This window comes from Qipengyuania zhejiangensis, from assembly GCF_035607565.1.
GTDB lineage: Bacteria > Pseudomonadota > Alphaproteobacteria > Sphingomonadales > Sphingomonadaceae > Qipengyuania > Qipengyuania zhejiangensis.
In genome coordinates, this window is sequence record NZ_JAYKGO010000003.1 from 661572 (window position 1) to 683962 (window position 22391).

At 63.0% G+C, this 22391-nt stretch carries 28 protein-coding genes; 12 read left to right on the top strand and 16 right to left on the bottom strand.

What is annotated here, in order from left to right:
• Positions 1–28 precede the first annotated feature (28 nt).
• Together VR863_RS10875 and gmk are read left to right on the top strand one after the other, a co-directional pair.
• Positions 29–457 (top strand): hypothetical protein, encoded by a 429-nt coding sequence (locus tag VR863_RS10875; protein WP_324828487.1) that lies wholly within the window; start codon positions 29–31, stop codon positions 455–457.
• Between the two features lie 64 nt (positions 458–521).
• Positions 522–1169: a guanylate kinase gene (gmk, locus tag VR863_RS10880; RefSeq protein WP_324828488.1), complete on the top strand. Its 648-nt coding sequence runs from the start codon at positions 522–524 to the stop codon at positions 1167–1169.
• Here gmk and VR863_RS10885 read toward each other — a convergent pair.
• From VR863_RS10885 to VR863_RS10900, 4 genes are read right to left on the bottom strand one after another with little or no spacing between them, the layout of a single operon-like run.
• Positions 1166–2077: an SMP-30/gluconolactonase/LRE family protein gene (locus VR863_RS10885; protein WP_324828489.1), complete on the bottom strand. Its 912-nt coding sequence runs from the start codon at positions 2075–2077 to the stop codon at positions 1166–1168. The genes gmk and VR863_RS10885 overlap by 4 nt on opposite strands.
• Positions 2078–2083: 6 nt before the next feature.
• Positions 2084–2887 (bottom strand): SDR family NAD(P)-dependent oxidoreductase, encoded by an 804-nt coding sequence (locus VR863_RS10890; protein WP_324828490.1) that lies wholly within the window; start codon positions 2885–2887, stop codon positions 2084–2086.
• Positions 2888–2903: 16 nt separating this feature from the next.
• Positions 2904–4043: an acyl-CoA dehydrogenase family protein gene (locus VR863_RS10895; protein ID WP_324828491.1), complete on the bottom strand. Its 1140-nt coding sequence runs from the start codon at positions 4041–4043 to the stop codon at positions 2904–2906.
• 3 nt (positions 4044–4046) lie between these two features.
• Positions 4047–5234: an acyl-CoA dehydrogenase family protein gene (locus VR863_RS10900; RefSeq protein WP_324828492.1), complete on the bottom strand. Its 1188-nt coding sequence runs from the start codon at positions 5232–5234 to the stop codon at positions 4047–4049.
• 178 nt (positions 5235–5412) lie between these two features.
• On the opposite strand from VR863_RS10900, the gene VR863_RS10905 reads away from it, so the two are divergent.
• The 7 genes from VR863_RS10905 to VR863_RS10935 all read left to right on the top strand — a co-directional run bounded on the left by VR863_RS10905 (position 5413) and on the right by VR863_RS10935 (position 12576).
• On the top strand, positions 5413–6273 hold the full coding sequence (locus tag VR863_RS10905) for an SDR family NAD(P)-dependent oxidoreductase (RefSeq protein WP_324828493.1): 861 nt from the start codon (positions 5413–5415) through the stop codon (positions 6271–6273).
• Complete coding sequence (locus tag VR863_RS10910) at positions 6273–7709, top strand: MFS transporter (protein ID WP_324828494.1); 1437 nt, start codon at positions 6273–6275, stop codon at positions 7707–7709. The genes VR863_RS10905 and VR863_RS10910 overlap by 1 nt, the downstream gene beginning before the upstream one ends.
• Before the next feature lie 92 nt (positions 7710–7801).
• Positions 7802–9136 carry an acyl-CoA dehydrogenase family protein gene (locus VR863_RS10915; protein WP_324828495.1) on the top strand — a complete coding sequence of 445 codons (1335 nt, stop codon included), beginning with the start codon at positions 7802–7804 and terminating at the stop codon, positions 9134–9136.
• Positions 9136–10224, top strand: coding sequence for a Zn-dependent alcohol dehydrogenase (locus tag VR863_RS10920; protein ID WP_324828496.1), 1089 nt, complete (start codon positions 9136–9138; stop codon positions 10222–10224). Before VR863_RS10915 ends, VR863_RS10920 begins: the two co-directional genes overlap by 1 nt.
• Positions 10224–11306, top strand: a complete 1083-nt coding sequence (locus VR863_RS10925) for a phosphotransferase family protein (RefSeq protein ID WP_324828497.1) — start codon at positions 10224–10226, stop codon at positions 11304–11306. Before VR863_RS10920 ends, VR863_RS10925 begins: the two co-directional genes overlap by 1 nt.
• A 50-nt stretch (positions 11307–11356) precedes the next feature.
• Positions 11357–12181, top strand: a complete 825-nt coding sequence (gene dapD, locus VR863_RS10930; RefSeq protein WP_324828498.1) for a 2,3,4,5-tetrahydropyridine-2,6-dicarboxylate N-succinyltransferase — start codon at positions 11357–11359, stop codon at positions 12179–12181.
• An 83-nt stretch (positions 12182–12264) separates the two neighbouring features.
• Entirely contained in the window at positions 12265–12576 is a 312-nt protein-coding gene (locus VR863_RS10935; RefSeq protein ID WP_324828499.1) for a hypothetical protein, read from the top strand.
• Between the two features lie 110 nt (positions 12577–12686).
• Here VR863_RS10935 and VR863_RS10940 read toward each other — a convergent pair whose 3' ends face one another.
• A complete protein-coding gene (locus VR863_RS10940) occupies positions 12687–13958 on the bottom strand; it encodes a dipeptidase (RefSeq protein ID WP_324828500.1) in 1272 nt (423 codons plus the stop codon).
• Positions 13959–14027: 69 nt separating this feature from the next.
• On the opposite strand from VR863_RS10940, the gene VR863_RS10945 reads away from it, so the two are divergent.
• Both VR863_RS10945 and VR863_RS10950 read left to right on the top strand, forming a co-directional pair.
• Complete coding sequence (locus VR863_RS10945; RefSeq protein ID WP_324828501.1) at positions 14028–14318, top strand: DUF427 domain-containing protein; 291 nt, start codon at positions 14028–14030, stop codon at positions 14316–14318.
• Complete coding sequence (locus tag VR863_RS10950; RefSeq protein ID WP_324828502.1) at positions 14315–14719, top strand: DoxX family protein; 405 nt, start codon at positions 14315–14317, stop codon at positions 14717–14719. The genes VR863_RS10945 and VR863_RS10950 overlap by 4 nt, the downstream gene beginning before the upstream one ends.
• Before the next feature lie 5 nt (positions 14720–14724).
• Here VR863_RS10950 and VR863_RS10955 read toward each other — a convergent pair whose 3' ends face one another.
• Entirely contained in the window at positions 14725–14976 is a 252-nt protein-coding gene (locus VR863_RS10955) for an SWIB/MDM2 domain-containing protein (RefSeq protein WP_324828503.1), read from the bottom strand.
• A 25-nt stretch (positions 14977–15001) separates the two neighbouring features.
• Positions 15002–15586, bottom strand: coding sequence for a YbhB/YbcL family Raf kinase inhibitor-like protein (locus VR863_RS10960; protein WP_324828504.1), 585 nt, complete (start codon positions 15584–15586; stop codon positions 15002–15004).
• A gap of 239 nt (positions 15587–15825) precedes the next feature.
• On the opposite strand from VR863_RS10960, the gene VR863_RS10965 reads away from it, so the two are divergent.
• Complete coding sequence (locus VR863_RS10965) at positions 15826–17253, top strand: S41 family peptidase (RefSeq protein ID WP_324828505.1); 1428 nt, start codon at positions 15826–15828, stop codon at positions 17251–17253.
• A gap of 36 nt (positions 17254–17289) precedes the next feature.
• Here VR863_RS10965 and VR863_RS10970 read toward each other — a convergent pair whose 3' ends face one another.
• The 9 genes from VR863_RS10970 to VR863_RS11010 all read right to left on the bottom strand — a co-directional run bounded on the left by VR863_RS10970 (position 17290) and on the right by VR863_RS11010 (position 22356).
• On the bottom strand, positions 17290–17742 hold the full coding sequence (locus VR863_RS10970; RefSeq protein WP_324828506.1) for a DUF3429 domain-containing protein: 453 nt from the start codon (positions 17740–17742) through the stop codon (positions 17290–17292).
• Entirely contained in the window at positions 17735–18088 is a 354-nt protein-coding gene (locus VR863_RS10975; protein WP_324828507.1) for a hypothetical protein, read from the bottom strand. The genes VR863_RS10970 and VR863_RS10975 overlap by 8 nt, the downstream gene beginning before the upstream one ends.
• Entirely contained in the window at positions 18085–18513 is a 429-nt protein-coding gene (locus VR863_RS10980) for a COG3650 family protein (RefSeq protein ID WP_324828508.1), read from the bottom strand. The genes VR863_RS10975 and VR863_RS10980 overlap by 4 nt, the downstream gene beginning before the upstream one ends.
• Positions 18510–19592: an alpha/beta hydrolase gene (locus VR863_RS10985; RefSeq protein WP_324828509.1), complete on the bottom strand. Its 1083-nt coding sequence runs from the start codon at positions 19590–19592 to the stop codon at positions 18510–18512. The genes VR863_RS10980 and VR863_RS10985 overlap by 4 nt, the downstream gene beginning before the upstream one ends.
• Positions 19486–19890: a GFA family protein gene (locus VR863_RS10990; RefSeq protein WP_324828510.1), complete on the bottom strand. Its 405-nt coding sequence runs from the start codon at positions 19888–19890 to the stop codon at positions 19486–19488. The genes VR863_RS10985 and VR863_RS10990 overlap by 107 nt, the downstream gene beginning before the upstream one ends.
• 68 nt (positions 19891–19958) lie before the next feature.
• Complete coding sequence (locus VR863_RS10995; RefSeq protein ID WP_324828511.1) at positions 19959–20858, bottom strand: hypothetical protein; 900 nt, start codon at positions 20856–20858, stop codon at positions 19959–19961.
• Between the two features lie 170 nt (positions 20859–21028).
• Positions 21029–21619, bottom strand: coding sequence for a GNAT family N-acetyltransferase (locus VR863_RS11000; protein WP_324828512.1), 591 nt, complete (start codon positions 21617–21619; stop codon positions 21029–21031).
• A gap of 228 nt (positions 21620–21847) precedes the next feature.
• Positions 21848–22066 carry a hypothetical protein gene (locus tag VR863_RS11005; protein ID WP_324828513.1) on the bottom strand — a complete coding sequence of 73 codons (219 nt, stop codon included), beginning with the start codon at positions 22064–22066 and terminating at the stop codon, positions 21848–21850.
• A gap of 77 nt (positions 22067–22143) precedes the next feature.
• Positions 22144–22356, bottom strand: coding sequence for a cold-shock protein (locus tag VR863_RS11010; protein ID WP_324828514.1), 213 nt, complete (start codon positions 22354–22356; stop codon positions 22144–22146).
• Between the last annotated feature and the right edge of the window lie 35 nt (positions 22357–22391).

The following is a 22391-nucleotide window of genomic DNA, read 5'->3' on the forward strand; positions in this document are numbered from 1 at the left end:
CGGCCCCGCGGCATTCCGGGGGCAGATAATGGCCAAGAAAAGCCGCGAGGCGACGCATATCACCGACCGTGCGGGCAAGGCGCTCGAGCGGTTAACCGACAGCAAGCCGTCTGTTGCGAACGAAGTGCCCGGGCCCAGCCCGAACCCGGCAACCAATCTGATGATTCACGACATTCTGCTGCGCAGCGCAGGCCGCCTGTCACGCATGACGGTGGAAAAGGCCCTGCTGGGCCGCCAGTACGGCAAGAGTTTCGCCAAGGACGCAGTCGAAAACCGCTCGCTCGTCGAAACGCTCGCCGCCTACGGGGTCACCAAGATGGCGACGAAATCGGTGCCGGGAGCGCTGGTGGTTGGCGCCGGACTTGCGGTGAAGGTGCTTTTCGATCGCAGCCAGTCACGCCGCAAGGCTCGCAATGCGGGCAGGAAATCGCTCCGCAAGCAGGCGGACCCGGACTAGGCAATCTGACGTTTACCGCCTGCGCGGACTTGATTTGGCACCCCGCCATGCGGCAACAGCGCTCATGGCCGAATCCTTGACCCCCACAGACAAGCTTGCCCGCCGGGGCCTGATGTTCATCCTTTCTTCGCCCAGCGGGGCTGGAAAGACCACGATCAGCCGAATGCTGCTGGACGCGGATGCTGAAATCAAGCTGTCGGTCAGCGTCACGACCCGCCCGCCGCGGCCGGGGGAAATCGACGGTGTTCACTATACCTTCGTCGACGACGCGACCTTCGACCGGATGGTCGAGGAAGACGATTTCTATGAATGGGCCCACGTGTTCGGCCACCGCTATGGCACGCCCAAGGGCGCCATTCGCAACGCGTTGAAAGAAGGGCAGGATTTTCTGTTCGATATCGACTGGCAGGGAACCCAGCAGCTCTACCAGAAGGACCAGCAGGACGTGGTGCGCGTGTTCATCCTGCCGCCCAGCATCAGCGAACTTCAACGCCGGCTGGAAAGCCGGGCCACCGATCCCAGCGATGTCATCGAAAGCCGCATGGAGCGCGCCCGGGCGGAAATCAGCCACTGGGACGCGTATGATTATGTGGTAATCAACGACGACGTGGGTGCCTGTTTCGCCAAGGTCCGCGAAATCCTCGACGCCGAACGCATGAAGCGCCAGCGCCAGACAGGACTGATCCCGTTCGTGCGCGAATTGATGAGCTAGGGCTTGCCGGCCCGGGCAACTTCGACCCGGGCGCGCATGATCTGGCCGCGCGCTTCGACTGCCGCTTCGCTCGCCGCGGATGTCGGCGCGACGCACACGAAGAGATCGCGCCCGTCTTCGCCGCCCAACATGCAGGCATAGGCGTTGAGATTGCCGGTGCTGACCGTTTCGAGAATGGCCCCGCCCTTCGCATAACGCACGCATTCGGGAGCCGTAGGGTTGGCAACCCACACAGCACCGCTCTGATCGAGGCATATGCCATCGGGGACGCGCGGCAACACGTCCGCCCAGGTCTGCCGGTCCACCAGCGTGCCGTCCCTCTTGATGCGAAAGGACGTCAATCGTCCGGCCAGCGTCTCCGCAGCGATGAAGATGCGCCCGTCAGGGCTTATGACCGATCCGTTGGGGAACCCGAACGTCTCGTCGCCCGCCGCCGAAACGACCGTGCCATCGGGATAGACGAGCGCGATCGGCGTGGTCGGATGGTCCGCCAGCACCGATGCGACACCGCGCGCGCTGATCTCGTGGTCGAGATCGAACCCGAAATTGCCGACATAGGCGCGGCCTTGCGCGTCCACGACCATGTCGTTGCACTTGAACGCCGAATGGCCGCCAAGATCGGCATGGCGTTCGAAGCGCCCATCGGGAAACCGGCGCCACACTTCGCGCGCGTCCATCTTGACCACCAGCAGCGATCCATCGGGCATCCAGCCGAGTCCCGAAGGCGCCTCGTCCAGTTCGAGTTCGGTCGTCAGCGCGCCTGCGCTATCCATCGAATAAACGCGCCGGGCGAAAAAGTCCGAAAACCACAGCCGCCCGCCGCGATCGTCCACGTGCCAACGCGGCCCTTCCCCGAAATAAATTCCGGTTGCGACCGTTTCGGCGGGGGTGACCGCGGCGTCAGGCAAGCCGCATCAACCCGCCGGATCCACGAAATTGCCCGCACCGACGTTGGCGTTCACCACGCCGCCGTCGATCGCGAGGGTGGTCCCGACAACATAGTCGCCCGCGCGGCTGAGCAGGTAGATCGCCCCGCCCGCCATGTCTTCCGTCACGCCGACACGGCGCGACGGAATGCCGCGCTCCACCATTTCGGCGTTGTCGCGCGCCGCGCGGTTCATGGCGCTGGGGAAGGCACCCGGACCGATGCCGTTCACGATGATGTTGTGGCCGACCAGTTCGGCAGCCATCCGGCGCGTGAGGTGGATCAACCCCGCTTTGGACGCCTGGTAGGGGTAGGTCGGCCAGGGGTTGGTCTTCATCCCGTCGATCGATGCGATCATCAGCACCTTGGCCGGACGTTCCTTAGTCCCCGCCGCCTTGAGCAGCGGCAGCAGCTTCTGCGTCAGGAAGAACGGGGTCTTCACGTTCAGGTCCATCGTCCGGTCCCAGCCGGCTTCGGTGAAGTCCTCGAACGGCTCGCCCCAGGCGGCACCGGCGTTGTTGACCAGAAGATCGAGACGGTCCTCGCGCGAGGAAAGTTCATCGGCGAGTTGCTTGATCCCGTCCATCTGCGAAAGGTCGCCCACAAGCCCGATGACCTTGTCGCCCAGTTCGGCGCTGGTCTCGTCGACCTGCTCCTTCTTGCGGGCAACGATATAGACACGCTCCGCCCCGGCGGCGAGCAGGCCCTCGACGATCATCTTGCCGATGCCGCGGCTGCCGCCCGTGACCAGAGCGATACGGCCTTCGAGGCCGAACAGGTTCTGAAGGTTCATTTCCATATTCTCCTGATCAGTATCCGCTCATTTCGGCGACGCGGCCGGCATGATAATACTGGTCGCCGAGGAATTCCTGCAGCGCCCTTTCGCGTTTCATGAAGAGCCCGATGTCGTATTCGTCGGTCATGCCGATGCCGCCGTGCATCTGCACGCCTTCGCGCACCGCAAGGCCGGCGGTCTTGGCGACCTTGGCCTTGGCAACCGAAGCCATGAGATCGGCGCGTTCGCTGCCAGCGTCGACCAGCTGGGCCGCCTTGATCGCCACCGCGCGGGCGATTTCCACTTCCGAATACAGGTGCGCCGCACGGTGCTGCAGCGCCTGGAATTCGCCGATCAACCGGCCGAACTGCTTGCGCTGCTTGATGTAATCGATTGTCATGTCCATCGCGCCGCGCGCGACGCCGGCACCTTCGGCGGCGGCACCGACACGGCCTGCCATCAGCATCGCATCGAGAATGGCGCGGCCACCGTCGACTTCGCCGATCACCGCATCGCCATCAAGTTCCACGCCGTCAAACCGGGTGTGCGTTGCCATCGAGCTGTCCACGAGGCGCACGGCATCGTGGGTCATGTTTGCCGCATCTTTCGGCACGGCGAACAAGGTGATGCCTTCGGCATCATCGTCGTTACCGGACGTACGCGCTGCAACGACCAGCATATCCGCGCTGGCGCCCTGGACTACGAAGTCCTTCTGGCCCGAAAGGCGGAACCCGTTGCCCGATTTTTCGGCCCTGGTCTTGATGCGTTCGGGGCGATGCTTGCCCCCTTCGTCGACAGCGACCGCGAAGACACTGTCGCCCGAAACGAGGCCCGGAAGCCAGCGCCCGCGGGAATTGGCGTCAGCGTGCTTGAGCGCGGTTGCCGCCAGCACGGCCGACGTGAGGAAGGGCGACGGGGTGAGGTTCCGGCCAATTTCCTCCAGCACGATGCCGGCTTCGACAGTGCCCATTCCAAGGCCGCCATCGTCTTCATCCAGCAGCATGCCGGTGAAACCCATTTCGGCAAACTGCTTCCACAGGGCGTGGCCGAAGCCATCCTTGCATTCGCGATCGCGCCAATGGCGCAGCTGTTTCGTGATCGCCCCTTCTTCGGCCATGAACTGGCTGGCGGTTTCGGCGAGCATCGCCTGGTCTTCATTGTGATACAGCGGCATGGATCAGGCTCCCGGCAGGTCGAGAATGCGTTTGGAAATGACGTTCAGCATGACTTCGGACGTTCCGCCCTCGATGCTGTTCGCCTTGGTGCGCAGCCACCCGCGCGACGGCTTGCCGCCTTCGGTCTCCTCGCTGTCCCATTCGAGCGCCCGGCTGCCGCCTGCGGCCATCACCAGTTCGTGGCGACGCTTGTTCAACTCGGTACCGGCGTATTTCATCATGTTCGGCTGGGCGGGATGCGCCTTGCCGACCTTGATTTCATCGAGGAATTTTTCGCCCATGGCGGCATAGGCCAGTGCATCGACATCGAACTGCGCGATTTCGGCGCGCAGGACGGGGTCGAGACCGCCGCTCTGGCGGGTAAGCGCCGCACCGATACCGGCACCGCGTTCCGAATTGTCGGCACCCGAGATCATCTCGCGTTCGTGGCCGAGCAGATACTTGGCAACGTCCCAGCCGCGATTGATTTCACCGACATAGCCGGGAATGCCTTCGCCATAGCTCTTGGGCACCTTCACATCGTCGAAGAAGGTTTCGCAGAACGGGCTGTTGCCGCTGATCAGCTTGATCGGCTTGGTGCTGACGCCTTCGCTTTCCATGTCGTAAAGCATGAAGGTGATGCCCTGGTACTTGTTCGCCTTGTCTGTGCGGACGAGGCAGAAAATCCAGTCGGCATGGTCGGCATAGGACGTCCAGATCTTCTGGCCGTTGACCACCCAGTGGTCGCCCTTGTCTTCGCCGTATGTCTGCAGGGATACGAGGTCGGACCCCGATCCGGGTTCCGAATAGCCCTGGCACCAGCGGATTTCGCCGCGGGCGATCTGGCCAAGAAAATGCTTTTTCTGTTCCTCGATGCCGAAATGGAGCAGCGCGGGGCCGAGCATCCAGATACCGAAGCTCGACAGCGGCGGACGGGCGCCGATGCGGCTCATTTCTTCACGAAGAATCTTGGCCTGCGCCGGGGTCAGACCCGCACCGCCATATTCGACGGGCCACGCAGGAACGGTGTAGCCCTTTGCCACGCAGGCTTCGAACCAGCTTTTCTGGGCATCGTTCTTGAACGTGGCGCGGCGGCCGCCCCAATAGACATCGTCTTCGTCGCGAACGGGTTCACGCATTTCAGGCGGGCAGTTGGCATCAAGCCAGGCCCGCGTCTGTGTGCGGAAGGCTTCCAGGTCCGTATCCGGCATGGTCGAATCCTCTCTCTTCTAAAACAGCGGTATGTTGACGCTTACGTTAGGGTGATTCGTTGCAGGGGTGCAAGGGGACACGCAACGCCCCTCGATGCCGTAACGTCAGCCGGAATGCGTTGACGAAGGCCGATGCTCCCGTAAGCTGGCGACGGAGAAATTCGGGGAGAGAGTAGGCATGCGATTCTCTGGTAAGACAGTCGTCATCACCGGCGCCGCATCAGGTATTGGTGCAGAAGCAACGCGGCTTTTCGCACGCGAAGGCGCCATCGTTTTCGCCAGTGACATCGACGCAGCGGGCGGCCAGGCGCTGGCTTCCGCGACCGAAGGCGACGTGCGATTTGCCGAATGCAACGTGTGCGATCCGGCCGAAATCAAGGCGCTCATGGATCGCGCTGCCAGTGAAACCGGCGGCATCGACGTGGTGTTCAACAACGCCGGCGCCGGTGGCGCGCGGCCCCCGATCGACGAAATCGAACCCGACGAGTGGGACCGCACGATGGACCTGTTGCTGCGGTCGGTTGCGATGGGCATCCGCTACGCCGCGCCGCACATGAAGGGGCGCAAGGGCGCGAGCATCGTCAACGTGTCCAGTGTGGCCGCGGTCGGTCCGGGCTATTCGCCTACCGCCTATGCCGTGGCCAAGGCAGGCGTGCTGCACCTGACCAAGTGCGCGGCGACCGACCTGGCACAGTACGGCATTCGCGTGAACGCGGTGCAGCCGGGCTTCATCAACACCAACATCTTCACCTCCAGCCTGGAAATCACCGGCGAGATGAAAGACATGGCCAAGGCCGCGATCGCCCAGATGTCGTCCAACGCGCAGCCCGTGGCGCGCGGCGGACAGCCGATCGATATTGCCGAAGCCGTGGCGTTTCTCGCCAGCGATGCGGCCGGTTTCATGACCGGCGCGTCGATGATCGTCGATGGCGGCATCACGCTTGGCCCGCGACACAGCTGGGATCCCGAGGAACCGCGCCTGTTCGCTGCGCTCGAAGCGATGGAAGAACAGGCAAAGAAGGCGCAACAAGCCAACTGATGCCGTTCATTTCCGGCCCCCTTCCCCAGCGTTTGAAGCTGGTTCACGGCTTTGGCGCCGTGGCATTCGGGGTGAAGGATTCCGGTTTCAGCTTCTTCCTGCTGATCTTTTACAACCAGGCGCTGGGCATGGATGCGGGCCTCGTCAGCCTGGCGCTGGCGATGGCGCTGGTGATCGACGCGTTTGTCGATCCGCTGCTGGGCAATTTGTCCGATCGCACGTGGACGCGGTGGGGCAGACGCCTTCCGTGGCTGTATGCCGCGCCGATACCGCTTGCCTTTGCCTGGGTGCTGATGTGGCATCCGCCCGGCGGCGGGACTCCTTCGTTCTGGGAATTGCTGGCCATCGCGGTTTCGGTGCGGGTCCTACTGTCGGCCTGCGAAGTCCCGTCGGTCAGCCTGTTGCCGGAAATCACCGCCGATTACGACGAACGCACCACCTTGTTCCGCTACCGCTACCTGTTCGGCTGGTGCGGCGGATTGCTGATGATGGTGCTGGCCTATTTCGTGTTCATGCCGGGCGCCGAAGGGCTGCTTCGTCCCGAAGGGTATTTCTGGTTCGGCCTCGTCGGCGGGATATTGATGGTGGTGTCGGTACTGGGGTCCGCGCTGGGACAGCACAGCCTGGTTGCGGGTTACCCCACGGTCAAGGCGCCGCCGTTTACGTGGAAGGGCGCGTTCGGCGAAATCTTCGACGCCTTCAGCGAACGCGCGTTCCTGATTTTCGCCGTGGGCGGTCTGGCCGCCTATATCAGCCAGGGGCTGACGTTCTCGTTGTCGAATTATCTGAACGTCTTCGTGTGGCGTTTCGATACGTGGGAATTGCGGCTTTACCCGGTCATCCTGTTCATTTCGGTGATCCTGATGTTCTTCATCGTCGGGCCGATGCACCGGCGATGGGGCAAACCGAAAAGCGCGGCCATCGGGTCACTGGGATCGGTGGGCCTTACCCTGGTCCCTTATTCGCTGTTCCTGGCGGGCGTATGGCCAGCCGCCGGCTCGATAGCCTCGACCGCGATGTTCTACGCCTTTACCCTGTTCGCCAACACGCTGGGCGTGGTGGTGATGATTTCGGGCAGTTCGATGATCGCCGAAATCGTCGAAGCCTATCAGGAGCGGACCGGACGCCGCGCCGAAGGCAGCTTTTATTCGGGCAACTGGTTCGTGCAGAAATGCGCCACAGGCGGCGGCATCCTGCTGAGCGGGCAGGTGATTGCCGCGTCGCAACTGTCGAGCCATGCGGTGCCCGGCAGCGTGCCGATCGAGGTGCTCAACCAGATCATCCTGTTGTACGGCAGCGCTATAACGGTGCTGGGTATCGTGGCCGCATTCTGGCTGAGTCGTTTCCCGATCGACCGGGCGCAACACGAAGCCCGGCTGGCCATTCTGGATCAGGCCGCCCGCGCCGATGTCGACGCTGCGGTGACCCCGCCATGACGATTCAATTCAATTGACCCTTGGCGAGCGCGCAACGCTCTGCCAGTTTCCTAACGCAACGCATTCTGAAAAGAGAGAAGAGGACAGATACGATGGATTTCCAGCCCACTGAAAGGCAAGCATACTGGCGCGACCGGGTGAAGAACTTCATCGAGGATCACGTCCGCCCCGCCGTGCCGACCTACAAGAAGCAGGACGCCGAAGGCGATCGCTGGAAGGTGATCCCCATCGTCGACGAGCTCAAGGCAAAGGCCAAGGACCAGGGCATCTGGAACCTGTTCATGCCGCCCCGCAACGACGGCCATCATCATGTCGATGACACCTACGAATTCGAAGGCCCCGGCCTGACCAACCTCGAATACGCACTGTGCGCCGAGGAAATGGGCCGCGTCGGCTTCGCATCCGAAGTGTTCAACTGTTCCGCGCCCGACACCGGCAACATGGAAGTGTTCCACCGGTACGGCACGCGCGAACAGAAGGACCAGTGGCTGACTCCGATCATGAACGGCGAAATCCGTTCGGCCTTCCTGATGACCGAACCCTTCACCGCATCGTCCGATGCCACGAACATCGAAACGCGGATCGAACGCGACGGTGACGAATACGTGATCAACGGCCGCAAGTGGTGGTCGTCGGGTCTCGGCGATCCGCGCTGCAAGATCTCGATCGTGATGGGCAAGACGGACTTTTCCGCCGGCCGCCATGCGGCACAATCGATGGTCCTGATGCCCAACGATGCAAAGGGCGTGAACATCCTGCGCCATCTGCCCGTGTTCGGTTACGACGATGCGCCTCATGGCCACATGGAAGTCGAACTGAAGGACGTGCGGGTACCGGTCACGAACATGCTGCTCGGCGAAGGCCGCGGCTTCGAGATCGCACAGGGCCGCCTCGGCCCGGGCCGTATCCACCACTGCATGCGCACCATCGGCGTGGCCGAAGAAGCGCTGTCGAAAATGTGCAAGCGCCTCCAGGAACGCGAAGCCTTCGGCAAACCGATCTACAAGCATTCGGTCTGGGAAGAACGCGTTGCGCGTGCCCGCATAGATATCGACATGACGCGCCTGCTTTGCCTCAAGGCAGCCGACATGATGGACAAGGTCGGCAACAAGAATGCCAAGCAGGAAATCGCCATGATCAAGGTTCAGGCGCCGAACATGGCCCTGAAGATCATCGACGATGCCATCCAGGCCCACGGCGGCGGCGGTGTTTCGGAAGACTACGGTCTTGCCAGCGCCTATGCCCACCAGCGCACGCTGCGTCTGGCCGACGGTCCGGACGAAGTCCACGCCCGTTCGATTGCGCGGATGGAATTTGCCAAGCACATGCCGGAAAAGGGCCCGAGCGCGAACGCGCTGCGGGAGGGGGCCGCGCCCAACATGGGTGACGATCACCTCAGCTCGGGCGACATGGGAGTGGCGCGCTGATGGCAAAGGCAGCCATTCTCGAGCAGGTCGGCGGGCTGACGATCGGCGAGGTTGAACTCGCCGATCCCGGTCCGCACGAAGTGCTGATCGACACAAAGGCCTGTGGCCTGTGCCATTCGGACCTGCACTTCATCGAGGGTTCGTACCCCCATCCGCTTCCGGCCATTCCCGGTCACGAAGCGGCTGGCGTGGTGCGCGCCGTCGGCAGCGAAGTGAAGACGGTGAAGCCGGGGGACCACGTGGTTTCCTGTCTTTCCGCCTTCTGCGGCCACTGCGAATTCTGTGTCACGGGCCGCATGGCCTTGTGCATGGGGGCAGACACCCGCCGTGCGGTGGACGCAAAGCCGCGCATCATGCGGGCAGATGGCAGCGCGCCCGTCGCGCAAATGCTCAACCTGTCGGCGTTCTGCGAACAGATGCTGATCCACGAACACGCCTGCGTTTCGATCGACAAGGACATGCCGCTGGATCGCGCCGCGATCATCGGCTGCGCCGTGACGACCGGCGCCGGCACCATCTTCAACGCCTGTTCGGTCGTGCCCGGTGAAACCGTGGCGGTGGTCGGCTGCGGCGGTGTGGGACTGGCCGCGATCAACGCCGCCAAGATCGCCGGCGCGGGCAAGGTCATCGCCATCGATCCGATCGCCGAAAAACGCGAACTGGCGCTGGTGCTCGGCGCGACCCATGCCGTGGACGCCATGGCCGACGATGCCGTCGACCAGGTGATCAGGATCAGCGGCGGCGGCGTGCATCACGCGATCGAAGCGGTCGGACGGCAGGCTTCTGCCGATCTGGCGGTGAAGGTCCTGCGGCGCGGCGGTACGGCAACGATTCTCGGCATGATGCCGCTCGACTGCAAGGTTGGCCTTGGTGCGATGGACCTGCTTTCGGGCAAGAAATTGCAGGGCGCGATCATGGGCATGAACCACTTCCCCGTGGACCTTCCCCGCCTGGTCGATTTCTACATGCGCGGCCTGCTCGATCTCGACACGATCATTGCCGAGCGGATTCCGCTCGAGAAGATCAACGAAGGGTTCGAGAAGATGAAAGGCGGCCATTCCGCCCGCAGCGTGGTGGTGTTCGACTGATGGCCGATCCAGCGCAACCGATCGATTTCGACAAGGAAATGGTCGGCACCATCGAGGTGCCCGAACAGGACCGGATGGACCTCGACACGCTGACCGCCTGGTTCGAAGCGAACGTGGAAGGGTTCGAAGGCCCGCTCACCTATTCCAAGTTCAAGGGCGGCCAGTCGAACCCGACGTACCGGATGGATACGCCGGGTCGATCCTATGTCCTGCGCCGTCAGCCGTTCGGCAAACTGTTGCCCAGCGCCCATGCGGTCGATCGCGAATACAAGGCGATGCACGCTCTTGGCCCAACCGGCTTCCCGGTGCCCAAGACCTATGGCCTGTGCGAAGATCCGGACGTGATCGGCAGCAAGTTTTTCGTCATGGGCCTGGCCGATGGCCGCAGCCTGTGGAACGGTTCCCTGCCCAACAACACGCCGGCCGAACGGCGTGAAATCTACAACGCCATGATCGATACGATGGCGGATCTGCACACCAAGGATCCCGATGCCATCGGGCTGAGCGATTTCGGCAAGCCGACCGATTATTGCGCGCGTCAGATCGGGCGCTGGACCAAGCAGTACAAGCTGTCCGAAACCGAGCATATGCCGCAGATGGAGCGGTTGATCGAATGGTTGCCGCAAACGATCCCACCGCAGCATGAAAGCAGCGTGGTCCATGGCGATTACCGTCTCGACAACATGATCTTCGAAAAGGATGCCAACCGTGTCCTGGCCGTGCTCGACTGGGAACTGTCGACGCTGGGCGATCCGATCGCCGATTTCAGCTACCTCATGCTGAACTGGCACAACCCCCATGACGGGCGCGCCGGTCTGGTCGGCCTCGATCTCCAGGCGCTCGGCATTCCGACGCAGGAAGAAGCGGTGGAACGGTATGTTGCGCGCACCGGGTATCCGGTTCCGCCGATGGACTGGTACTTCGCGTACAATCTGTTCCGGCTTGCGGGGATCATGCAAGGCATCAAGAAACGCGTGATCGACGGGACCGCGTCTTCGTCTCATGCCAAGTCGATGTCCGAACGTGTCGCGCCGCTGGTCGAACGGGCTTACGAATTCGCGCTGGCTGCGGGGATGGACTGAGCCTGCAAGGCTGCTAACAGCGCGGGCAACGCATAACGCCGGAGACCCGCATGACCGCCGACCTCGCCAACGCCATCGAAGCCGCCTGGGACAATCGCGCCGAGGTGAACCAGCAGTCGCATGACGTGCGCGCCGCGGTGGAAGCCGCGCTGAAGTTGCTCGACAGCGGCGAAGGCCGCGTGGCCGAACCCGACGGCAAGGGCGGCTGGACCGTCAACCAGTGGCTCAAGAAAGCCGTGCTGCTGAGCTTCCGCCTCAACGACAACCGCGTGATGGAAGGCGGAAGCGCCGGCCAGCCTGCGTTCGACAAGGTGCCCAGCAAGTTTTCCGGGTGGGACGATGCCCGCTTCCGCGAAGCCGGATTTCGCGTGGTCCCCGGTGCCGTGGCCCGCGAAGGCGCCTACATCGCGCCCGGCTGCGTGCTGATGCCCAGCTTCGTCAACATCGGCGCCTATGTCGGCAAGGGCACAATGGTCGACACCTGGGCGTCCATTGGTTCCTGCGCGCAAATCGGCGAGAATTGCCATATCTCGGCCGGCGCGGGCATCGGCGGTGTGCTCGAACCCATGCAGGCCAACCCCACGATCATCGGAAACAATTGCTTCATCGGCGCCCGCAGCGAAATCGTCGAAGGCGTGATCGTGGGCGAAGGCAGCGTTGTGGCGATGGGCGTTTTCATCACCCAGTCCACCAAGATCGTTTATCGCGATACCGGCGAAATCATCCACGGGCACATTCCGCCCTATTCGGTGGTGGTGCCCGGTTCGATGCCCGGAAAGAACGGCGGACCGGGCCTTGCCTGTGCGGTAATCGTCAAGACCGTCGATGCGCAAACCCGTGAAAAAACAGCGATCAACGACCTGCTTCGCGACTAGCCCACCGCTTCGTGCGGAACATTCCGCGTCACGGATCGTAGGAATTTGCGACATGGGATCGCGCAATTCTGGGAGTTTTAGCCGTGCATAAGGAAGGTAACGAAATCCACATCGACGAAGTCGAGGCAAGTGGCGGTTCGAAAGAAGGCGTCGTGCGCTGGGTATTGGCAGGCGGCATGTTGCTCGCCATCATCCTGCTGTCCGTCACCTGGATCGTCCCCGCGTTGATGCAGGACGACGTCGAGGAGGAAGCCACCGTGAGCGGCGAAATCCGGTCGATGGAAGACGACGGCACCGGCACCGACAGCATCATTACGGATGTCGGCAACGATACCGAAGCGACTGCGACCGATCAGGCGACGCAGCAGGACGGTGTCGACGTAATCGAAAACTGATTGTTCCCGCGGTCAGCCGGCATGGGCCGACCGCGGAAAAATCATGCTCAGGCCAGTGCGCATCCGGGCCTGATCGGCTTTCGCCTTTTAGGCCCGGCGCCGCGCACGGTTCAGCCCTGCTTGTCGCGCGGTTCGCCCACGCGGTATTCGATCGGGGCCGCACCGGTCTGGCTTTTCGCATAAGCTTCCGCTTCGCGCAGGGCCCGCATCACATTGCGTGACGCGATCTTTTCCAGATCGCCTTTGGAATACCCGCGCCGGGCCAGTTCGACGAACAGCGCCGGATACCCCGAAACATCTTCCATCCCGACAGGCCCGGTGGGCATGCCGTCGTAATCGCCGCCAATCCCGATGTGGTCGATACCGGCAACCTTACGCACGTGTTCGATATGGTCGGCCATATCGCCGACAGTGGCCAGCGGCATCGGGTTCGCTTCGTCCCATGTGGCAAGCTTCGCGCTTACCGCGTCTGGCTGGCCCTGGAACATCGCCTTGAGACGGGCATCTTCCGCCTGCCTGGCCGCGCTCCACAGCCGCGCTTCCTCGCTCAGGTAACCCGGCAGGCCGACCACCATTATCACGCCGCCGTTATCGCGCAGCCGCGCCAGAACGCCGTCGGGTACATTGCGCGAATGGCCATTGATTGCCCGCGCGCCCGAGTGGCTGAAGATGACCGGTGCGCGCGCCACGTCCAGCGCATCGTGCATGGCCGCTTCGCTGACGTGGCTGAGATCGACCAGCATCCCGATGCGGTTCATTTCGCGCACGACATCCAGGCCGAAACCGTTGAGTCCGTCGTGCTTCGGAGCGTCCGTGGCGCTATCGGCCCAGCTCAGCGTCTTGGAGTGCGTCAAGGTCATGTAACGCGCACCCAGCGCATACATCTGGCGCAGCACGGCGAGGCTGGAGCCGATCGACTGCCCCCCTTCCATTCCCATCAGCGACGCCACCCGGCCCGCTTTCATGGCGGCTTCCACATCGGCAGCGGTCAGCGCAAGCTGCAGCGTCTTGGGATTGTTCGCGACCAGCCGCCGCGTCACATCGATCTGTTCGATCGTGGCTTGCACCGCTTCGGCTTCGGGCAGGCTGGCGCTGACATAGACAGACCAGAACTGCGCCCCCACCTTCCCTTGCCGCAGCCGTGCCAGATCGGTGTGCATGGCCTTGTTATCCGTGGTCCCGGTGTCCAGCGTGTCGGCGAAATCGAATTCGTTGATCACATTGCCGAACCGCGAACGCAGCTGGATCGGAACGTCGTTATGCCCATCCCAGACAGGCGCCGCCGCAAGAGCGGCCGCCGCGATATCTTCCGGCGTGTCCTTCGCCGTCGCCGGCACGGATAGGGCAAGAACGGCCGCAGCCGAGAGAAGGTAGTGACGCATTATTGAGGAACCCCTTGCAGATACGTGGCCAGTCCTAGCAAAGAGGGCGGACAAGGAAAGGCCTCTACTATGACAGTGACAGCGCGATGGAACGGCGAAACCCTGGCCCGAAGCGACGATACCGTCGTGGTCGAAGGCAACCATTATTTCCCCGCCGCCGATGTGGCGCAGGGCATGCTGGTGCCCAGCGACACCACGACATCGTGTCCATGGAAGGGCACGGCGCATTATTATTCGATCAATGCAGGCGGCGCGATCAACATCGACGCGGCATGGTATTACCCGACCCCCAAGGAAGCAGCCGCCCAGATCAGGGACCGATTGGCCTTCTGGAAAGGCGTCGAGGTGGTTGAGGAATGAGCTGGGCACGAACGGGGCTGCGCTGGTTGCTGGCCGTTTGCTACGCGGCCGCAGGCTATTTTCACATCGCCTCGCCCGCTGCGTTCCTGACCATCATGCCCGCCTGGGTGCCGGCACCCGAAGCCGTGGTGTTCTGGACGGGCGTGGCCGAACTGCTGGGCGCAGCTGCCCTGGCGCAGCCGCTTTCGCAACCGCTCAGGAAAGCGGGTGCGATCGGCCTTGCGCTTTATGCCATCTGCGTATTTCCGGCGAATATCCATCATTTCGCGCTCGACATGGCGCGGCCCGACGGCGGGGCGGGGCTGGGTTATCATCTGCCCAGGATGGTTGCGCAGCCACTGATCGTATGGCTGGCCTTGTGGACCGGCGGCGTAACGGACTGGCCGCTACGCCGCCGATAGTCCGGTCAGCTCATGTGCTTCGAGACGGCGCCCGTCATCTTGAACATGGAGATCTGATCCTTGCCGATCACGGCGCCAAGCTTGGCGTCGGGATTGATCATGCGACGATCCTTGGCATCCTGCAGGTCGTTAGCCTTGATGTGATCCCAAACCTTGGAAGTTACCTGGGCGCGGGTCATCGGACCCTTGCCCACGACGTTTTCCAGTTCCGGTGTGAGGTTAACCGGCTTTTGCAGCGCGTTGTTCTTGCCAGCCATGATTCATCCTTTCCTTGGCTATACTTCAGTCTTCGTCGCCGAAGCCCGCATCGTCCCATTCCTCGACCTCGTGGCCTTCGAAACGGGCGGTGAGGACCGCAGCGGCGGTCACGTGTCCGTCCAGATTGCGGACGAGTTCCTCATGCGTTGCCCCCGGCATCAGTGTGAGCGGGAGGTCCACCGCAAAGAGTTGGAAAACATATCGGTGTTCTTCGCCAATCGGCGGATCGGGCAGAAACCATTCCGAATTGCCCTTGGCGTTCTTGCCTGTGCGCGGCGGCGCTTCGCCTTCGAGCAGCTTGCCCTTCTGCGGCGGCAGGCCCCACACCAGCCAGTGGACATGGCCCTTTTCGGCATCTTCCACCACCAGCACAAGTTCCTGCGAACCGGGGGGCGGCGCCGTCCACTCCAGAGGCGGGGCGACTGAATCTTCCTCGCAAGCGGTGAAGGAGGGATCGAGTTCGCCGCCATGGCGGAACGCGTCGCTCGACAGGGTGAAGCCCGAGCGGCCCAGATTCCGTTCTTCGGCGACGCGTGCCAGCGTCAAGCCTGCGGGAACACTTCCCCCACCGACAGCCTGTTCAACCCAGGACGGAACACCACTCGACATGCACACTCCTTGACGCTTCGGCACGCTTGCCGACCTCGCGAATGCGCCGGTTAAGGCACAGCGCAGTGCCGATGGCCATGCGCCGGAGGTGAATTTGCACCGTTTTCAGCGCGCTTTGTCGAAAAAAGGCCAACAAATCAGTGAAAGTTGCAGCTGTCTTGCTCACCGCGGGTTAATCGCGCATCCTTGCAAATGGCGGTCCGCCACAATTTTAGCCTCTAGTTCCGGAGTTTTGGGCCATGTCCATGGGTCGCGCCATTCTCAGCACCACTCTTGCATTCTCGCTCGCCGCGTGCGGCGGCGGTGGCACCAGCAGCGGGGGCAGCGGAAGCGGTGTCGGCGGGGGCACCGGCACGGCGGCGGATTGTTCGCTCGGCGCGCGCCAGGACTGGGTGCTGTCGCAGATCAACGAATGGTATCTTTTCCCAAGCCTGCTCAACACGTCCGCGAACAAGGCAAACTACAGCACCGTTCAGGCGTATATCGACGCGGTGACCGCGCCCAGCGCATCCCGGTTCGGGGCCGACCGCCGGTACACCTACATCACCTCGATCGAGGAAGAGAACCAGCTGATCAGCAGCGGTTCCAACGCAGGTTTCGGCGTCCGGCTGACCTATGACACGACCGCCCGGCGCGTGTTCATCGTGGAAGCGTTCGAAAGCGCCCCGGCGTTTGCGGCAGGCATCGACAGGGGAACCGAAATTCTGGCGATCGACGGACAGACCGTGGCCAGCATCATGCAGGCGGGCGGCCAGTTCCCCGAAGCGGCGGTGTCCAATGCGCTCGGCCCGGCAGACCCCGGCGTCACCCGGACCCTGACGATCCGCCAGCCGGACAACAGCCAGCTCGACGTGACGGTCACCAAGGCCGAATATTCGCTGGACCCCGTGTCCGATCGTTACGGCGCGAAAATCATCGACAACGGCGGCACCAAGGTCGGTTACATCAACCTGCGCACCTTTATCATCCAGGACGCCGGCCCCCAGTTGAGGACCGCGTTCGGCACATTCAGGGCGCAGGGTATCGAACAGGTCATCCTCGACTTCCGCTACAACGGCGGCGGTCTGGTCTCGATTGCCGAACTGCTCGGCGACTTGATGGGCGCCGACAAGGACGGTCAGGTCTTCAGCCGCACGCTATTCCGCGATTCCAAGAGCGACAACAACAGCACCCGGCTTTTCGAAGCGCAGTCGCAGTCGATCCCGGCGATGAAGATCGCGGTTATCGGCACCGAAGGCACCGCATCGGCCAGCGAACTGGTCGCCAACGCGTTCATCCCGTTCCTCGGCAACAATATCGCGCTGGTCGGGACCGATACCTACGGCAAGCCGGTTGGCCAGATCGCCAGGGACCGATCCTCGTGCGACGACCGGTTGCGCGTGGTGGCATTCCGTTCGGTCAACGCCGACAACGGCGGCGATTATTACAGCGGACTGGCCAGCGTCATGCCCCGGACCTGCGCGGCGGCTGACGATATTTCCAAGCCGTTGGGCGATCCTGCCGAGGCATCGGTTGCGACCGCGCTGGATTTCCTTGCCGGGCGGGCCTGCACGGCGATCGGGGCAGCCGCAAAGGATGGAACGGTTCAGGCACAGCTGCCCAGACGCACCCTGATGCGCCCCGACCAGCCCAGCGCCGCACAGCTGCGAATTCCCGGACTGTTCTGATGCGCGCCGCGGCAGGGCGGCGGGCCTTGACCGCGCTCAGGCCAGAGCGGCAGCAATCGTGGCAACGCCAAGGCCAAGCGACAGCGGCACCCGCAGCGGCATCCACCAGCGCGGGGCGAGAGGGCCGAGCCGGGCATCGACCGCCGGGCTTAACAGGATTCCACCGCCGAGCATGACCATCGAGGGTTCCGGCCATGCCTCGCCAAACACCCATGGCAGGAACGCGGCAAACGCAACAAGGCTGGGCACGACTGCGGCGAACCACAACCACCCAAGCGCCCTTCTGCGTTCCGCGGCGGGGGCAGCAGCGGCGATGCCCCACCACGTTCCGCCAAGGAAACTGAAGATGATGGCGGCATAGCCGAACGCCATCGCCAACGCGGCGTAGCGCCATTCCTGCGGCCCGACGTACAGCACGATAACGCAGGCAAATTGCGGCAGCAGACCAGCCAGCCCGAGCAGGCGCGGCCAGGCGGGAATGTCACGCATGGGTCCGGTTCCGCCACAAGAAGATGATGAAACCGATGGTGAAAACCAGATCGCCTGCCACGATCGCGCCGATTGCGGCATCGCCCCCGGCTGCCCAGTTGGGCGGACCGAGCATCGCAACCACCATCGATTTGCCGACAATTCCCGCGATCACCATGGGCGCATACCGCCGCGGATCATTCCCGACGAGGGCGTAAACCAGCCCGAAACAGAAGACGAGAACGCCGCTGACCGCCTCGGGGGATCCCCACGCGGCATCGAGAAACGCCCCCAGGCCGATGACCAGGTTATAGGCCGCAGCCACCCGGAAAAACACGCGCCAGCGCTTCGAACCCGTACCGGTCATGGTGTTTCCGATCCTGTATACGGTTGCCGGTCGGTCCAGGCGCATCCCAGCCGCTGTTCGCTGCCCAGCATCAACGTGGCGGTGAACGGATAGGTCCGATCGCTCATCCCGTCCGAACATTCGCCGGGCGTGATCATCAGATCGAAGCGCGCCTCGCCCAACTGCCCGCTGAAGCTTACCCCGTTCAGGCCGGCAAATCGTTCGACCGAGAACCGCGAACCGTCGGGATTTTCCGGGGTGCTGTAACGCGCCATGGTCCCCGCGATTTCCCCGGCCCAGAACGGTTCGGTACCCGTTATCCTGACGGTTTCGTCCTTCGCGATCCCGGAGAATGCCTCGGTTGCCCCGGTCGAGGCGCCATCCCCACCAGGCTGACATGCAGCGAGAGCGACGGCGCAGGCAAGGCCCGCGAAGCGGCCCCTCATGCGGCGCCCCTGGGGTTGCGAATGAACGCCGCGGTTTCCCCTAGCGCCCGCTTGCCTTCGGGAATCGGGAGCAGCATCCAGACGTGGAACATGCCGTCATATTCACGGTAGATATGGTGCGGCATCCCGGGTGCGTGAAGTTTGGCGGACAGGCGCCGTCCGTCGACCAGCAGGATGTCGCTGGTCCCGGAGAAGATCGCCATCGGCGGCAGCCCCTCGAGCGGCCCGAAAAGCGGGCTTACGCGCGGATCGTCAACCGGCAGTTCGCCCGCATAGGCGCGCCCGCACGCTTCGAGCCCGCTCACCGCCAGCATCCGGTCACGCTTTTCGATCTCGTGCTGGCCTTCGGCGGTCGCGGTGGCATCGACCCAGGGCGAAAACAGCACGAGGCTTGCGGGCAGAACGCCGCCATCGGCACGGATCATCTGCGCCAGCGCCAGCGCCATGCCACCCCCCGCGCTGTCGCCCATCACAGTAATGTTCCCGGCGCCGAATTCCGGCTCGATATCGTTGTAGAGCGCCCGCATCGCATCCAGCGTTTCGGCCGCCTTGTGTTCCGGCGCGAGGGGGTAGAGCGGAACGGTGGCACTCGCGCCCAGATCGACGCACAGGCGCGCGATGGCATCCCAGTGCAGCGCAGCGATATCCATCACGTAGCCCCCGCCGTGCAGGTAAAGCAGATGCGGTGCACCGGCGCGCGCCCCGCCCTTTGGCACCATCGTCACCACCGCATAACCGCGGCTGTCGTCTTCCGATATGTCGAACTGGGCCGACCATTTGGCGCGCGGCCTGATCGAAGCCTGTGTGCGGAGCTTGGCAATGCGTTCATCCAGCTTTTCCGGCTGGGAAAAGAAGCTCTTGATGCCGAGCAGCGGCAGGGCAAGGTTTACCAGTCGGGCGCGAATGCTTGCCATGGTTCGTGGTGTCTTTCGGATCGTGGATTGATTGCAGAAACGGCGGGCAATGCGCGCGTTAACCGGGGTTGGTTTCGAACGCGGGGATTGCCCCGGTATCGACCCAGCATTGCTTGCTCTTGGTCCAGATATGCATGGCCGGCTGGAAGGCGGACGTATCGTCAAGCGTACCGGCCTTGACCCACACCATCCCCGGCGCGACTTCGACCTTGGAAATCAGCGGCGAACCGCAGGATCCGCAAAAGATCCGCTCGACTGCTTTGCCGCTCTCTCCCTCGTCACGATAGGTGACCGGTGCCCCGTCCATGGTGAAAGCGGTTTCGGGCACGCCGATTATGGTCGAAAAGGCGCTGCCCGATTGCTTCTGGCAATGGCTGCAATGGCACACCATCGCGGCGGCAGGATCACCTGCGAAACTGTATCGTACCGCGCCGCACAGGCATCCACCCTGATTTCCCGACATCGCTGTCCTCCCATATCGTCCCGCTACAGATTAGCCGAAGCGGAGGGAGTGTCCAGCGGCGGCGCCTCTCAGCGGCCGAACAGGCGCGCGATGAAGCTGCGCCGGACCGGCGGTTCGTCTTCCTGGCCGGTTTCGATGACCCGGCGGCGAAGATCGGCACCGGTCAGCTCCTTCGCCTCTTCTTCCATGGGACGAACCTGGATGAAATCCGCGGCGATGAGCGGTGAAACAGGCTTGAGTTCGCTGACGCGTGCCGGTTCTATCGCGCGGGCACCGATGCCATGTATCACCACCAGTTCGGGCCGCATTTCCACCATGCCGCAAATCACCGGAATCCCGCCCGGCAGACCATGGATAGCGCATTCGCTGGCAATCGCCTGCTGGAACAGAAGGGCGCGCCACCAGCAGCCCAGAACATATTCCACATAACGCAGCGGTGCTTCGCCCGATGGTCCGTCGCGGAAATAGTGCCGCTGCTTGTGGTGCAGGAGGGCCGTGTTGATCGCATCGAGGCCTTCAATGTCCAGATGGACTTCGACATCCTCGTCATATCCGTCCCAGGCCGGACCGTCCTCGGCGCGGGTCTGGGCCAGCAGCGCGGCGGCATCGGCCTTGCTGAATTCGAACGCATCGTCGCTGTAGAGGCCGAGCATCATGTAGGGATGATGCAGCTGACCCTTTTCGAAGACCCGGTCGGATTCGTTGGCGACCGCCAGCGTCAGCCCGGTGATCGGTTCGCCTTCGTGGACCGTGATTGCCTCGACCAGCTCTTCCCATCCGGCAAGGCGCACCATGTCGGGGCGGGTTTGCAGGCACAGGGAACCGAAATCGCTGTCGAGAGCGGCAAGGGCGTTTTCCAGTTCGCAATGAAGCGTGTCGAATTCGCCCTGTTCGAACAACAGGTGCATGTCGGCTTCCCAGCCGGTTTCGCCTTCGGCGGTTGCAAAGATCTGTTGCAGTGGATGCATGGCCGACTTCTACTCCCTGGCCCGCACATGCGGGTCGTGCGGCTGCTCTAACCGAAAAGTCTGACCGCGCTGTTAACTTAGCCGCTCAACCATTGCGGCGAAGTGCAAGGGCGGGGTTAAGACAGAGTGAAGAGAGAAAGGCTTACCAGGCTGGCAGGGAATAGGGCGGTTCAGGTCCGTGCGGGTCTCAGCATGGGGATCATCACGGGGGACGATCCATGCTGGATTTCACCGATCACCGAAAACCCGTGCCGTTCGTACAGCGAGACGTTCCGCGGGTTGGAGCTTTCGAGATAAGCGGGCAACCGATCGCGATCGACCCGTTCCAGAGCGGTTTTCATCAACATCCCGCCAAGGCCGAGGCCGGTGTAGGCCGGATCGGCGCCGATTACCGGCAGGTACCAGCAATCCTCCTTGGGATGGAACTGCTCCATCAGCCCAAGAACGGTGAAGATTTCCTCGACCTTGTCTGGGTCTGAGCGCGACGTGATCGATTCAACCATACGTTCGCCGTCGGGTTCGATCCCGGGAGGCAGCCACATGGCCAGCGCCTGCCCGTCGTTCGCCACCCAGGCGCTGCCGTTTTCGAAGGCCCGTCCCCCGAACGCGTCGAAAAATTCGGACATCGCTTCAATGTATGTCGAAGCGTCCGGCACCGTCCAGCGAACCATGGGATCCGCCACGAAGCCAAGCACGGCCGTAGCGATCAGGCTGGCGCGCTCGTGCGGTTCGGCGGTGCGTATGCGGGGCAGCTCATTCAACGGTTTCACTCCCAAACATCGGTCGAGCCTTGGGGAATGAGGCGATCATTGAAGAGGCAGGGCGGATTTGCAAGGGCATGGGGCACCGTGGGTGCCGTACCTTTGAATCCGTGCAGCAAATCGGCTGCAGTTGGCCATTACCAGGAACGCGTCTTCCCCCCTGGAAGCATTCCGGTTCCGGCGATGGTTCCGCATGGCGCGCCGGATCTGGGCGCGGCGGGGAAATTGTCAGGCTTGAGCAGCCTCGGCTTCGGCTTCGCGCTGGGCGGCCTTCTGCCGTTCGATTTTTACACGCTGGGTTGCAACATCACGGGCCTGATCGGCCAGTGCGCGCCAGGTCGCTTCGGAACGCCGCGCGCGGTCGCGCACATTGTCGAGCGTGGCTGCATCGGCCTCTGCGGCGGATTCGCGGGCACGGGCGGCATAGAATTCGTAAGTCTGGCTCATCGGCTTCTCCGTGACTGCAACAGCGAAAGATGTGCGCCGCCCCCCAACGGGAAGGCGGCGCACACGAAAGCTAGGCGTCAGTCGGCGTGGCCGAGGTTGACTGCACTTTCCTTGCCATTGCGGCCCTGCTCAACTTCGTAGTTGAGGCGCTGGTCCTTATCGAGCGTGGTCATGCCCGCTGCCTGAACGGCAGAAATGTGGACGAAGCTGTCGGCCGAACCGTCGTCGGGCTGGATGAAGCCGTAGCCCTTGTCGGTGTTGAAAAACTTTACGGTGCCAGTCTTGGCCATGGAGTGTTCCTTTCAAGAACGATTATTTCCCACGC